This is a genomic window from Halogeometricum pallidum JCM 14848, assembly GCF_000337095.1.
GTDB lineage: Archaea > Halobacteriota > Halobacteria > Halobacteriales > Haloferacaceae > Halogeometricum > Halogeometricum pallidum.
In genome coordinates this window covers 13,805-27,669 of the sequence record NZ_AOIV01000007.1, presented here as the reverse complement: position 1 = coordinate 27,669, position 13,865 = coordinate 13,805, and the positions used below count along the sequence as shown (strand labels likewise).

Below are 13,865 nucleotides of genomic sequence, written 5' to 3'. Positions count from 1 at the left end.
ACGGTCCCGAAGAACGTAGATACCGGGGGCGCGGCAACCGCCGAGGAGAAAAGACTATGGTCCGCTCCGCAGTTCTCTCACGATAGCCGATATGTATCGCCCCGCCAGCACCGACGAACCGGCCGCGCCGGCCGCGGTGTAGATGTTCGTCGGCCACGAGTTCCTCGCGTTCGCCGTCGCCGGGGCCGGCGCCAGACTGGTCGGCAGAGACGCGCGTACCGCCCTCGCCGCGGGGTTCGTCGCCGCCCTCTGCGCCCTCCTCCCCGATCTGGACGTCGCCTACGGGTTCGCGACGTACCTGCTCGCCGTCGGGCGCGGCGCGCCCCTCTCGTGGGAGGCGTTCTGGGTCGTCGCCAACGGCGTCCACCGCGTCGTCACGCACCCCCTCCCCGTCGGCGCCGCCGCGACGTGTTGCTTCGCCGCCGCCGCCGCGGTCGGCCGTATCCGCGACGCTCGGGTCGACGCCCCGGTCGTCCCGACGGCGGCCACCGTCGCTCTCACCCTCGGCGGCGTCGTCACCGCCGGTATCGTCGTTTCGGCGGTGGCCCGGACCGCGGGCGACGCCTCGGCCGTCGTCGCGGCCGTCTACCTCGGAACCGCCTGCGTCACCGGCGTCGCCGTCGCTCGGCGCACCGTCGCGCCGGTCGGCGTCCTCGCCGTCGCCGCCGGCGTCGGCTTCCTCTCTCACCCCTTCGGCGACGTGTTCATGGCCGCGCCGCCGCCGTTGCTCTCGCCGTTCGCCCCCTCGCCGCTGACGGAACGGGTCGCGTTCGCGCCCGACCAGACGCTGAACCTCCTCGGCGTCCTCTTCGTCGAGGCGGCGACGGTGTGGGCGGGCCTCCTCGTCTACCTCCGCCTGACCGACCGCCGTCTACGCGACGCGTTCGCCGGGCGGGCCGTCGTCGGCGTCGGCTACGCGCCCGCGGCGTTCCTCCTCCCGCGGCCGACGATGGTGGACGCGCACGTCCTCGGGTTCACCGTCGTCCCCCTCGCCGTCGTCGTCGGGGCGACGGCCGCCGCGCGGGGCGTCGGGACGCGGGACGAGCGCTCGGTCCGCGGCCTCGCGACGGGACTGGCGACGCTCACCGTCGCCGGCGGGGCGTACCTGCTGGTGTATCTACTCGGGTGAGGCGGGACCGGCGCCCGAATTAGAACGAGACGCCGTCGAGGTCGGACTCCAACCCCTCGACGTGGTCGTTGTACGCCCGGACGAATCCCTCGAACTCGCCGACGAGGCGACGCACGTCCGGGGCCGCGGGCGGTTCGTACTGCGAGAGGAGGTAGGTCCCTCCCTCGCCGCCGACCCGGAGGTACGACGCCCGGTCCACGTCGCGTTTCAGTTCCCAGCGGGTGCCCGAGACGGTGGTCGCGAAGGTGCCGTAGTCGGTGCCGTCGTAGCGGTGCAACTGGACGGCCATCTCGTCGCACACCTCGCGGATGCGGTTGACGACCCGGTCGCGTTCCGAGACGACGGCGTCCGTACTGCGCGGGTCCGGGAAGTCGGTGGACACGTCGTCGAGGACGCCGGACAGGGAGTCGACGTGGTCGTTGTACGACTCGACGAACGCCTCGTAGTCGGTCATCGCCGTCGCCAACGCCTCCGGGTCCGGGGAGCGCTTCGTCGAGACGACGTACGTCTCCGAGTCACCCCGTCCCTCGAAGCGGAGGTACTGGAGCGCTCCGCCCTCGTACTTGAGCGTCCACGTCCCCCGCGCGGTGTCGAACGCCCGCTGACCGTAGTCGCCGCCCTGGAGGAGGGCGAGTTCGCGCGCGATGCGGCCGGCGTGGGACTCGACGGCGGCGACCACCTCGTCGCGTCGTTCGGCGACGGCGGCGGCGTCCGCGAAGTCGAAGTCTATCCCCTCTGTCATTCGTGTCGGGAGTGGGGGGCGACGGGGATAACGCCTCTGAACCCGGGGACGGCGGAGCGAAAAGCGGGGCGGGCCGAAGCGAACGGGAACCGAAAAGGAGCGTCGAGATGTTCGAGGGTCGGTGAGGGCTTAGTCGACGATGAACTGGGTCGCTATCTCCAGCACTTCTGCTCTTCCGAGGGCCTCGTCGACGGCGTTCGGGAACGGGTCCGCGCCGTTCAGGTAGTTGAGGAACGACGCGTGACGGGCTTCGACGCTGTGGACGCCGAGCGCGGCCGACAGGATGTCGTCGTCGCCGATGTACGGTGCCGCGCCCGCGTAGGCGGCGACGCCCGTGTTCTCCAGGGCCTGAGCCGTCTGGAAGAACGCCGTGGGGTCGTCCGTCACCATCGTGCCGAACTCGTACTCGGCCTTCTCGACGGGCGTGCCGCCGAGGTCCTCGATGACCGTCTCCAGCGTCTCCACGTGCGCGGCCTCGTGTTCGCCGATGTCAGTCAGATGCCCGTAGATGGGTTCACGGACGCTGTAGGGGATGTGGTCGAACATATCCGCGGAGACGATGGTCTCCTTGCTGTAGAAGCCGCCGAGCGACTTGAGGTTCTGCTGGTAGAACGCGTCTTCGAGGTGTTCGAGCGTGAGCGCGTAGTTCAGCACGTCGACGTCCCAGATGCCGGAACCGGCTATCTCGGTCGCGCTCTCGGAGTTCTCAGCGTTCTCGGACCCCTCGCCGTTCATCCCCTCCTCACCCCCGTGGTTGTCGGCCGCCACGCCCGAGGTGCCGAACGCCAGCGCACCCAGTCCCGCCGCGGTCGAACCCGCGAGGAATCCCCGCCGCGAGGTGACCGCTTCTTGGACCGACTCTACTCCCGCGTCGAACGGCGTTCCGTCCGTTCCGCCTTCCGTGTGTTCTTGGTTCGTCATCAGTAATCACGCGCCGAAGCGCACTCTCAACTGCGTCTGTCGGTTAAATGAGGATTTTCCGAACTCCCACCCAAATTCGTACTCAGTCAACAGTACTGAAATAAATGAACAAGAGTAACTCTCCGCTACGGGAGTGACTGGGAGGAGCGAGTGATACGGCGGCGCGTCCGTTCGCCGACGACGACGTTCATCCCACGCGATTCATAGGCGCCCGCCTCGAATCGGCAGACGAGCATGGGACGCGGTGATTCGAGGTCCGACGGGACCGGGTCGAGACGGCGGTTCCTCCGGCGGGTCGGCGCGGGGACCGCTTCGGCGCTCACCGGCCTGAGCGGGTGCGGTCGCCCCGATTCCGAGCCGCGGCCCCCAACGGCGGACTCGGAGACGCCCGAACCCGACACCGCCACGCCGACGGCGACGGCGGGACCCGAGCCCTCGCGCCTCACCGACGTCCGCGGCGCGGTGTACTTTCCCTCCCGGACGTTCAACCAGTACCAGGCGTGGGAGATGTACGACCCCGCGGAGGCCGTCCGCGACCTGTCGTACGCGCGGTCGGTCAACGTGAACGCGCTCCGAACGCTCGTCAGCTACGAGTACTGGCGGAACAACCCCGTCGACGCCCGGCGGAAACTCGACCACCTGTTCGCGGCGGCCGCCGAGCGGGGAATCCGGGTGCTCCCGGTGCTGTTCGAGAGCATCGGCGAGGAACCGACGGCGGAGAACCTCCACGAGCGGGACGTCCTGCATAACGGCGCGATTCGGTCGCCGTCGCACCAGGTTATCTCGAACGAGAGTGAGTGGAGCGGCCCGCACCAGTTCGTCCGGTGGTTCGTAGCGCGGTACGGCGCCCACGACGGCCTCCTCGCCGTCGAGGTGATGAACGAACCCGGCGAGTGGACCGACCGGGTCCGGTTCTGCCGGGCGATGCTCCAGTCGGCCCGCGGCGCCGACCCGGAGGCGCCGCTCACGATGGGCTGTCTCGACCTCTCGAACAACCTCCAATACGACGAACCGGGACTCGATATCTTTCAGTTCCACTACAACCTCCCGCCGACGGCGGCGCACATGGAGACGGCGCTGGCGGAGGCGTCCCGACTGTCGCGGGAGACGGAGACGCCGGTGTGGCTGACCGAGTGGCAGCGCACCCGCGAGGAGCCGCCGGACGTGCTCGTCCCCAACTACTCCTCGCTGGCGGCGACGGTGCGCGCCGGCGACATCGCCGGCGACTTCTTCTGGCAACTGATGCTCAAACCGGCGTACGGCTACGTCCAACGGGCGAGGGGGCGTCTCAACGGACTGTTCTACGAGGACGGGTGGGTGTACTCCGCGGACGACGCGCGGGCCATCGCGGGCGAGGACGGCGAGTGGAACAGCCGTCAGACGTGGCCCGAGTGGGCGCAGGAACTCCGCCGGGCCGGCGACGAGCAGTGAGGCGAACGCGTCGCTCAGTGGGGGGAGTGGGAGAGAAGTGGGCCACCGCGACTACCGTCACGAGCCGTCGATCACGTCGTTCGCGGCAAGGGCGCAGATTCGAACTTCCAAACCTCGCTCCGCTCGTTTCGACGTTCCAATCCGCGGTCACCCACACAACCGCATTCTCGAAATCGACTCGCGAACGCTTCGCGTCGCTCGTCGGTGAGAATGCGGGAGAAGTGGGCCGGCGCAGATTCGAACTGCGGTTACGGCCACCCGAAGGCCGAAGGATACCAAGCTACCCCACCGGCCCGCACCTCGAAATGAGTCCGGCACCGCGTTTAACAGTTGTGATTCGCGGTGTCGGTCAGTACGTCGCGAACCCCTCCGTGTCGAGGTAGTTGTGGACGACGGTGACGGCGTGGTCCGCGTGCAGCACCTCCGGACCGAGGCGGACTCGCTCGTCGGCGGCGTCGGCGAGGAGGGCGGCCTCCTCGTCGGTGAAATCGCGATGGTCCGAGAGGACGAACACCGGGTCCTCGGGCGGTTCCACGTCGACCACCGGGTCGCCCGCCTCGTGGAGTTCGACGACGGTGCCGTCGGCGGCGACGGTTTCGAGCGTCGACTCGAACCCCATCCGACGGAGACTCACGCCGGGACTGGCCTCCGCGGGCATGTGCCCGATGGCCTCCTCTCGGACCTCCAAGGCACCGCGAATCAACGCGGCGGTGCTGCGTTCGTCGGGATTGAGGCGTCGCACCTCCGCCCCGTCGAACCGGACCGTGTACTCGTCGCCGAGCACCAAGTGGACGCGGACGGATTCCCGAATCGCGTGCGAGAGGAAGAACGCGGAGTTGACGCACCGACAGAGGACGTCGAGGCGCCCCGCCGCCCCCGCCAGGTCGTCCAGCGAAAACTCGGCGGTCGTCGGAGCGTCGTGACCGATGATGACGAACTGTCGCATACGATGACCTCCCGCCGGGAACCTAAGGCTCTGTCCTCTCATCACTCGTCGGTCGGCGATAAGTAGTAGTCGTCGACCGTTAACGATAACGAACTATCAGGCGGGACTAAACCGAACAGGTACGAGCCTATTGGCCAGCGAAGAATACAAACGAGATTCGTTCGAGAGAATACTATCCTAATCGTGGTAAAACAACGAACTACATGCCGATTTACTAACCGACTTTTAATCTCTCCCTTATAACAAGAAAAAAATCCATTTCGAGCGTCTCACCTGGGTTAGAACAAGATTTGCCTGTACCGGAGGACATTCGTTAGGTATTTATTCGGCCAGTTGGTGATTCTTGGTATCCCCCGGCATAAGGTGTACTAAACCATGTCAGACAAGCACAAAACCTTTCACAGCAAACTGAACCGCCGTCGCGTCCTGCAGGGACTCGGTGGCGTAGGAATCGCAGGCCTCGCCGGCTGCGCCGGTGGCTCCGGCAACGAGACGGAGGGCCAGAGCGGAACCGGAACGGGTACCGGCAGCGGTACGACGGGCGAGACCACGGACGACGGTAGCTCGAGTTCCGGCGGCAGCCTCCGCATGGCGCTGGTCAAGAGCCCCATCGAGTTCGACCCCATCGTCCTCAACGACGTTCCGTCGTCGCAAGTCGTCGATCGGGTCGTCGAGGGGCTCTACACGTACGACGAGAGCACGGGCGTCGTTCCGCTCCTCGCAGACGGCAAACCGACCGTCGAGAAGTCGGGGAAGCGCTACACCGTGACGATTCAGGACGGGGCGACGTTCTCGAACGGCAACCCCGTCACCGCGAGCGACGTGAAGTACTCCTTCGAGGCGCCGGTCAAGGAGAGCACCGAGAACGCCTCGGAGGTGAACATGATCGACTCCATCACCGCGGTGGACGAGAAGACGGTGCAGTTCGACCTGAAGTATCCGTACGCGCCGTTCAAGAACACGCTCACGTGGTACGTCGTTCCGAAGTCCGTCCGCGAGGAGGACAAGAAGGCGTTCAACACGGGCACCGCGCTCACGGGGTCGGGTCCGTTCGTCTTCGAGGAGTGGCAGGAGGGTAACTTCGCCCGCTTGTCGGCCAACGAGGACTACTGGGACGACCCGAAGCCGAACCTCTCGGAGATCGAGTTCGTCCCCGTCGAGGAGGCGACCACCCGCGTCACGACCCTCAAGAACGGCGAAAACGACGTGGTCGAGGAGATTCCGCCGAAGCAGTACCCGACGGTCAAGAGCATCTCCGACGCCAGCATCAGCGAAGTGGCCGGAATCGGCTACTTCTACGCGGCGTTCAACTGCAAGGAGGGGCCGACGACGGACCCCAAGGTCCGCGAGGCAATCGACTACGCGTTCGATATGGACTCGGCCGTCTCCAACTACGTCGAACCGACGGGCGTGCGCCAGTACAGCCCGTACCCCCTCTCCATCGCCGAGGACTGGGGCTTCCCGCTCGACAAGTGGAAGCAGATTCCGCACTCGAAGAACGTCGACAAGACGAAGACGCTGTTCGACGAGGCCGGCGTGCCGGACGACTACTCGTTCAAGGTCATCGTCCCGCCGGACGACAAGCGCGAACAGATCGGAATCACCATCTCGAACGGCATCAAGGAGGCCGGCTGGGACGCGAGCGTCCAGCGTCTCGACTGGGGCGCGTTCCTCAACAAGTACATCTCCGGAAACGAGTCCGACTACAACATCTACACGCTCGGTTGGTCCGGAACGCCCGACCCCGACGCGTTCGCGTACTACCTGTTCGGTCGGACCGAGGACACGCTCGGCGTGACCAACGGGACGTACTATGGCAACAACAGCGAGGCCGGCAAGCGGGTCAGCGAGAAGTTCGTCGAGGCCCGCCGCACGCCCGAACAGGAGGCGCGCAAGAAGCTCTACGTGGAGGCGACGACGACGCTCCTCAACGACCGCGCACACCTGCCGGCGTACAACCTCAAGAACAGCTTCGGCGTGAAGAACTACGTGAAAGACTGGCACGCACACCCAGTGAGCAGCTTCACGCTGACGACCGACTACAACAACGTCTCCGTCGACAAGCAGTAGAACGCCACGACGGAGGCTGTGATGCCACATTTATGTACATACCAACCGCAACTCGACGTTTAGAGACATACGTGACCGGAACACGGAGCAGAAACTGACGATGGGACGCCTCCGCTACACCATCAGCCGACTGCTCCAAGCCGTACCGGTGATAGTCGGCGTGATCACCATCACGTTCTTCCTCACCGACGCGATTCCGGGCGACCCCGTGCAGATTATGCTCGGCCCCTCGCCGAGCGCCCAGCAGGCCGCGGCCATCCGCGCGAAGTTCGGTCTGGACCGGCCGCTCTACGTTCGGTACTTCAGCTACCTCGCGAGCGTCGTCCAACTCGACCTCGGAACGAGCATCTACTACCAGGTGCCGGTCACACAGAAGATCATGGAGCGGCTGCCGGTGACGATGTACCTCCTGCTCGCCAGCTTCACGTTCGCGCTCGTGACCGCCGTTCCGCTGGGTATCGTCTCGGCGCAACGCCGCAACGAGCCGACGGATCACATCTCGCGGGTCGTGGCGCTGTTCGGCGTCAGCACGCCCTCCTTTTGGATCGGGCTGATGCTCATCATCATCTTCTCGTTCTGGCTGGGCTGGCTGCCGTCGACGAACATCGTCCTCCCGTGGACCGGACCCGCGAACGTGGGCGGCGCGAGCAATCAGCTCGAGGTGATAATCAAATCGCTCCAGCACCTCATCATGCCGATGATAACGCTGGGGACGCTCCAGATGGCGGCGTTCACCCGCATCGAGCGCTCCTCGATGCTCGAAGTGCTCGGCGAGGAGTACGTGAAGCTCGCGCGCGCCTACGGCGTCAGCGAGAGCAAAATCGTACGCAAACACGCCTTCCGGAACGCGCAACTCCCGCTCATCACGCTCGTCGGCCTCCAACTGACGAGCGCGCTCGGCGGGGCGGTGCTGACCGAGACGGTTTTCTCCATCAACGGGATGGGCCGTCTCATCATTACGGCCGTACAGAATCAAGACTACCAGCTCATTATGGGGACGACGCTGGTGTTCGGGCTCGTGTTCGTCATCGGCGTCATCATCACGGACCTCTCGTACGCCTACGTCGACCCGCGAGTCTCCTTTGACGGGAGCGAGTAATCATGGCAACTACGACAGGATCCTCTCTCGACGCGGACGAAAGCGGCCCCGAACAGCCAGAAGCCCGAGTCGGACTGCGCTACACGCTCTCGCAGGTGAAGCGCGACCCGACGGCGCTCGTCGGGCTCGGAATCATCGTCTTCATGACGCTCGTCGCGCTCGTCGGCTTCGTCGACGGCGTCCTCTTCGACTTTCTCGGCGACTTCGACACGTTCGCCAACATGGGCGTCCACCAGTACGTGCTGGCGGAGACGTTCTGGGTCAACCCGGTGAACGACCCGGGCAACGCGCAGATCCTCCGCCCGCCCGTCTACCTGACGAACCAGCTCTACCCGAACGAAGCCGGCACGTGGGCGCACCCGCTCGGCACCGATCACCGCGGGCGCGACATCCTCGTCCGCCTGTTCTACGGGACGCGCATCGCCATCACCGTCGGCATCGTCTCGACGGGCATCGCGCTGATACTCGGGACGCTCGTCGGCGCCGTCGCCGGCTACTACGGCGGCTGGATCGACGACGCCCTCATGCGCGGTTCCGAGACCCTGTACGCCATCCCGTTTCTCATCCTCGTCATCGCGTTCATGACCGCGTTCGGACAGAAGCTGACGTACGCGATGATCGGAGTCGGCATCGCGACCATCCCGACGTTCGCCCGCCTCATCCGCTCGCGCGTGCTCTCGGTGCGCGAGGAGGACTTCATCGAGGCGGCGCGCGCGGCCGGGGTGCGTGACCGGGACATCATCCTGCGGCACGTCGTCCCGAACAGTTTTGCGCCCGTCCTCGTGCAGGCGACGCTCCAGATCGGCGTCAACATACTCATCATCGCCGGTCTGTCGTTCCTCGGCTACGGCGCTCAGCCGCCGACGCCCTCCTGGGGACAGATGCTCTCGAACTCCCGGCAGTACATGCTGCCGAACGCGTGGTTCAGCATCTGGCCCGGCATCGCTATTCTGATCACCGTCGTCGGCTTCAATCTCATCGGAGACGGCCTGCGCGACGCACTCGACCCCCGGATAAACAACTGATGAGCGAACCAATACTCAAAGTCGAAAATCTGAAAACGCAGTTCTTCACCGAGGAAGGAACCGTCCGCGCGGTGGACGGCATCTCCTTCGAGGTGAACGAAGGGGAACTCGTCGGTCTCGTGGGCGAGTCCGGCGCGGGCAAGTCCGTGGCGACGAGTTCGATAATGCGGCTCGTCGAGGACCCCGGCGAGATCGTCGGCGGCACGGTGACGTACAAGGGAAAGAAGCTCATCGACTTCGAGGAGGGACCGGACGGCGAACTCCGGCGCTCCTCGGAGATGCTGTCGAACGAGCAGATGCGCAAGCAGATCCGGGGCAAGGAGATAGCCATCATCTTCCAGGACCCGATGGAGGCGCTGAACCCCGTGTTCAAGGTCGGCGCACAGCTCCGCGAGTTCATCGAGATAAACCGCGACGTGAGCGGGAAGGAGGCCAAGCGGATAGCCGTCGACATGCTCCGGGAGGTCGGCATCCCCGAACCCGAGAAGCGCTACGACAGCTACCCCCACCAGTTCTCCGGCGGGATGCGCCAGCGCGTCATCATCGCGATGGCGCTGGCGTGCGAACCCGACCTCATCATCGCCGACGAACCGACGACGGCGCTGGACGTGACCGTCGAGGGGCAGATTCTGGACCTGGTGGATGAACTCCAACAGAAGTACGACACCTCGTTCGTCTGGGTCACCCACGACCTCGGCGTCGTCGCGGAGATATGCGACCGCGTGAACGTGATGTACCTCGGCGAGATAATCGAGCAGGCGGACGTGGACGACCTGTTCCATAAGACGCGGCATCCGTACACGGAGGCGCTGTTGGACTCCATCCCGCGACCCGACCAGTCGGTCGACGAACTGAACCCGATAAAGGGGGTCATGCCGGAGGCCATCAACCCGCCGTCCGGCTGTCGGTTCCACACCCGCTGTCCCGACGCGCGGACCGTCTGCAGGGAGGTCCACCCAGCCTATCAGGACGTGAGCGACCCCGGCGAAGCGAGGCACATGGTCTCCTGCGTGAAGTACGAGAACGTCGGCTACGACGACGCCGAACCCCTCGAAACCGAGGCGACCGGCGCGTTCGGCGGCGGACTCGTCGAAGCGCGAGGTGACGGCCAATGAGTCAGGGTATGGTCACCGGGAGCGACGACGACATCGACTTTGGCGAGACGCTCCTCCGCGTCGAGGGACTCACCAAGCACTTCAGTCAGGGCAGCGGCCTCATCGCCAGCCTGTTCAACGACGAGGAGGTCAGAGCGGTCGACGACGTCTCCTTCGACATCGCCAAGGGCGAAACGCTGGGTCTCGTCGGCGAGTCCGGGTGCGGGAAGTCGACGCTCGCGCGGACGATTCTGCGCCTCCTCGAACCGACCGACGGCGCGGTGTGGTTCAAGGGCGACAACCTCGCGGAGATGAGCGGCGAGGAACTCCGCACGATGCGCGAGAACATCCAGATGATATTCCAGGACCCCCAGTCCTCGCTGGACCCGCGGATGAAGGTCGGTCCCATCGTCGAAGAACCGATGAAGGCCCACGGCCTCTACAAGGGCGAACGCGAGCAACGCGCCCGCATGCTGCTGGAGAAGGTCGGACTCGACCCCCAGCACTACAACCGTTACCCGCACCAGTTCTCCGGCGGGCAGCGACAGCGGGTCAACCTCGCCCGAGCGCTGGCCGTCAACCCGGACTTCATCGTCTGCGACGAACCCACCTCGGCGCTGGACGCCTCCATCCAGGCGCAGGTGCTGAACACGATGCGGGACCTCCAAGAGGAGTTCGGGCTGACCTACCTGTTCATCAGCCACGACCTGAGCGTCATCCGACACATCTCCGACCGCGTGGCCGTGATGTACCTCGGGCAGTTGGTCGAGCTATCGGAGACCGAGGAGCTGTTCGAGAACCCCCAGCACCCGTACACAAAGGCGCTCTTGCAGTCGATTCCTGTTCCCGACCCGCGCGCCGGCGGTCAGCGCGGCGTACTCGAAGGCGACGTGCCCTCGCCCATCGACCCGCCCTCGGGGTGTCGCTTCCGGACGCGGTGTCCGCGGCTCATCGCCCCCGAGCAGTACGACCTCTCGGCAGCGGAGTGGGAGCGCGTGAAGGCGTTCATGCGCGAGACCCAGCGCCGCACGTTCGAGGCCGACGGCGAGGCGTCGCTCCGCAACGAGTTCTTCCCCGACGGGACGCCCGACGGCGAGGCCGGGTCGCTCGTGGAGAAGAGCATCGACGACGTGTTGAACGACGACTGGGACGCCGCGGAGGAACGACTCACCGAGGCGTTCGCCGAGGAGAGCATCTGCGCGCGGGAAGTTCCCGCCTACGAAGTCGAACCGAAGCACGGTGACGGCGTCCACTTCGCCGCCTGCCACCTCCACAACGACGACGTGAAGGGCAGCGTCAACGCCGACTGAGCGCCGTTCCCTCCCGGTCTTTCCTCGCTCCTCCTGTGCTCCTCGCAGGTCCGCGAGCGCCCGCGTCGCCGGCGGCGACGCCCGACTACCGCTCGATCCGAATCGTCGTCGTGTCGGCGGGGCGGTCACCGTCGAGGGCGAGATGGGCGCCCACCTCGTGGACGCCGGGGTCGGGTTCGACCCACCGGGTCTCTGCGTCGCCGTCGCCGACGCGCTTGAACAGGCCGTTCCACGTCTGCGTGAGCACCTTCCGCTCGCCGCCGCGAAAGGAGAGTTCCGAGGGCGACTCCGGCAGGTAGATGCGCTCGTCGCTGGCCTCCAACTCGCCGTCGACGGCCCACCCCCACAGGCGGCGGGTCGGCGTCGCGACGCTCACGGGGAGTGGAAGCCGGTTCTCGATGGCGACGGTGAGTTCCACCGGGTCGCCGGGCGCGTACACCTCGCGGTCGGTGCGGACGGTGACGGAGAGTCCCCGTCTGACGACGGCCTGCGGGACGAACTTTCCGAGGGCGGCGGCGACTCGGCTCTCCGTCTCGTCGAACCCGTAGCGATCCTGCCGTCTTCCGTCGGGTCCGTCGGTCGGCATCTGTCGCCCTCGGTAGGCGCGCGCGGCGTTTACCTCCGTCGGTCGCCGCCGGTGCTCATTCTCACCCTCGCTGTCGACGAAGCGCGTACGCCGACAGGGCCGCGCCGCCGGCGGCGCCGGCGAGGAGGTTGGGAACGTCGACGGCCCGGCGGACGCGCGACAGCGAGACCGACCCGCGTTCGCCGAGCGTCCCCGTTCCGTCGGCGCTCTCGGGGACCGAGGCGACGTACTCGCGCACCTCGCCGGGGTCGATTCGGGCGGTCACGGCGTCGTCCAAGAGCGACCCGCCGAATCCGGCGGCCTGCGCGGTCAACTCGTACGTCGCCGCCCGCTTGCCGACGACCGAGACGCGGTAGTCGCCGGCCGGCGCGTCGTAGCGGTAGCGCGTGTCGTACACGTCGCTGCGACTCAGGTCCATCATCTCGGCGCGGTTGCGGCCCACCGTCGTCCCGTCGGGGGCGACGACGGAGAGGGCGACGTTCGGCGAGGAGACGGTGAACCGGACGGCGCGTTCGAGCAGGTGCGAGAAGTCGCCGTCGTCGGTCCGTCGAGGAGCCGTCGCGTCGGCGTCGACGCGGATGGCCCGGTCCCAGCGGTTGAACACGAGGTTGTCGAACGCGGCGTGGTTCGCGAGCGGTCTGTCCGCGTTCGGAACCACCTTCAGCCGTCGGCGGTACCGCGGGCGGTAGGAACGCGCCGGGACGTTCGGGTTGTACACGTCGAGCAGCGTCGCGTTCCTTCGCTCGGTGTAGTCGTAGACGAGCACCTGGTGGGACAGGCGCGTATCGGTGTCGACGAGCGTCACGCCCGCCGTCCCGAAGGCGTCGACCGTCGCCGTCAGCGCCGCGACTTCGGCGGCGTGGTCTATCGCCCCCGGACGAAGCATCCGGCGTCGACCCAGCCACGAGTGCACGTCGAGCAACTGCGTGGACTGGTACTCGTCGATGAGGGTACCGACGGTTCCGCTCTCGCCGCGGGGCACCTCCGGCGTCCGAAGGGCGGCGGCGTTCCGGACGGCGTCGGGGAGCGCGTCGGGGTCCTCGAAGAACTCCTGCGCGGAGAACGTCATCCCGTAGCAGTGGCCGTCCGTCGAGGCCAACTGCGCGGCTGCGACGCGAATCTGCGAGGAGACGAGGCCGACGAGGGCGTCCGGCAGGCGGGCGACGGCCGTACCGAATAGGTCGGCGAACGGCCCCCGCCAGTCGAGGCGAATGCACTCTCTGACCTCCTCGTCGGCCAGTTTCCGGTGGTCGTGACCGGGGTAGGCCCGTTCGCCCCCGCGCCAGTTCCGGAAGCCGAACCCGTGGACGGACGGGTCGAACCCCCCCTCGGCGCCGGCGGCCGCGACGGCGGGCGCCGCGGCGAGACCGGCCGCCCCGGAGCCGACGGACGCGAGGAACCGGCGCCGTCCCATCTTCATCATCGCACGCTAGTGTAGTCGGAGTCGACTTGACTGTTTCCCGGAGCGTCGTCCCCGGCGAAAAATATAGCTCGGTCGATAGTAGTCGGCGC

At 66.7% G+C, this 13,865-nt stretch carries 12 protein-coding genes and 1 tRNA gene; 7 read left to right on the top strand and 6 right to left on the bottom strand.

All coding sequences use genetic code 11. From position 1 onward, the window contains the following. The first annotated feature begins 142 nt into the window (after window positions 1–142). A complete protein-coding gene (locus tag C474_RS04205; protein WP_008384292.1) occupies window positions 143–1,129 on the top strand; it encodes a metal-dependent hydrolase in 987 nt (328 codons plus the stop codon). Window positions 1,130–1,148: 19 nt separating this feature from the next. Here C474_RS04205 and C474_RS04200 read toward each other — a convergent pair whose 3' ends face one another. Beyond that, entirely contained in the window at window positions 1,149–1,871 is a 723-nt protein-coding gene (locus C474_RS04200; RefSeq protein ID WP_008384290.1) for a hypothetical protein, read from the bottom strand. Window positions 1,872–2,000: 129 nt separating this feature from the next. Further along, entirely contained in the window at window positions 2,001–2,792 is a 792-nt protein-coding gene (locus C474_RS04195; protein ID WP_008384288.1) for a ferritin-like domain-containing protein, read from the bottom strand. Between the two features lie 234 nt (window positions 2,793–3,026). Between C474_RS04195 and C474_RS04190 the strand changes: the two genes are divergently transcribed. Continuing rightward, entirely contained in the window at window positions 3,027–4,223 is a 1,197-nt protein-coding gene (locus C474_RS04190) for a twin-arginine translocation signal domain-containing protein (protein ID WP_008384285.1), read from the top strand. 222 nt (window positions 4,224–4,445) lie between these two features. Here C474_RS04190 and C474_RS04185 read toward each other — a convergent pair. Both C474_RS04185 and trmY read right to left on the bottom strand, forming a co-directional pair. After that, window positions 4,446–4,518: transfer RNA gene (locus C474_RS04185), tRNA-Pro, on the bottom strand. A gap of 54 nt (window positions 4,519–4,572) precedes the next feature. Further along, window positions 4,573–5,169 carry a tRNA (pseudouridine(54)-N(1))-methyltransferase TrmY gene (trmY, locus tag C474_RS04180; protein ID WP_008384283.1) on the bottom strand — a complete coding sequence of 199 codons (597 nt, stop codon included), beginning with the start codon at window positions 5,167–5,169 and terminating at the stop codon, window positions 4,573–4,575. Window positions 5,170–5,544: 375 nt separating this feature from the next. Here trmY and C474_RS04175 point away from each other — a divergent pair, with 375 nt between their 5' ends. From C474_RS04175 to C474_RS04155, 5 genes are all read left to right on the top strand, one after another. Continuing rightward, window positions 5,545–7,239 (top strand): ABC transporter substrate-binding protein, encoded by a 1,695-nt coding sequence (locus C474_RS04175; RefSeq protein ID WP_008384281.1) that lies wholly within the window; start codon window positions 5,545–5,547, stop codon window positions 7,237–7,239. Between the two features lie 100 nt (window positions 7,240–7,339). After that, window positions 7,340–8,338 (top strand): ABC transporter permease, encoded by a 999-nt coding sequence (locus C474_RS04170; RefSeq protein ID WP_008384279.1) that lies wholly within the window; start codon window positions 7,340–7,342, stop codon window positions 8,336–8,338. Window positions 8,339–8,340: 2 nt separating this feature from the next. After that, window positions 8,341–9,363: an ABC transporter permease gene (locus C474_RS04165; protein WP_049916707.1), complete on the top strand. Its 1,023-nt coding sequence runs from the start codon at window positions 8,341–8,343 to the stop codon at window positions 9,361–9,363. Then, the gene (locus tag C474_RS04160; protein ID WP_008384275.1) at window positions 9,363–10,478 is read left to right on the top strand and encodes an ABC transporter ATP-binding protein; all 1,116 of its coding nucleotides are present in this window, start codon (window positions 9,363–9,365) and stop codon (window positions 10,476–10,478) included. The genes C474_RS04165 and C474_RS04160 overlap by 1 nt, the downstream gene beginning before the upstream one ends. Continuing rightward, on the top strand, window positions 10,475–11,767 hold the full coding sequence (locus C474_RS04155) for an ABC transporter ATP-binding protein (RefSeq protein WP_008384273.1): 1,293 nt from the start codon (window positions 10,475–10,477) through the stop codon (window positions 11,765–11,767). The genes C474_RS04160 and C474_RS04155 overlap by 4 nt, the downstream gene beginning before the upstream one ends. A gap of 85 nt (window positions 11,768–11,852) precedes the next feature. Here the strand turns inward: C474_RS04155 and C474_RS04150 are convergent, their stop codons facing one another. Together C474_RS04150 and C474_RS04145 are read right to left on the bottom strand one after the other, a co-directional pair. Next, window positions 11,853–12,353: a hypothetical protein gene (locus C474_RS04150; protein ID WP_008384271.1), complete on the bottom strand. Its 501-nt coding sequence runs from the start codon at window positions 12,351–12,353 to the stop codon at window positions 11,853–11,855. 61 nt (window positions 12,354–12,414) lie between these two features. Continuing rightward, window positions 12,415–13,776: a hypothetical protein gene (locus C474_RS04145; RefSeq protein WP_008384270.1), complete on the bottom strand. Its 1,362-nt coding sequence runs from the start codon at window positions 13,774–13,776 to the stop codon at window positions 12,415–12,417. Between the last annotated feature and the right edge of the window lie 89 nt (window positions 13,777–13,865).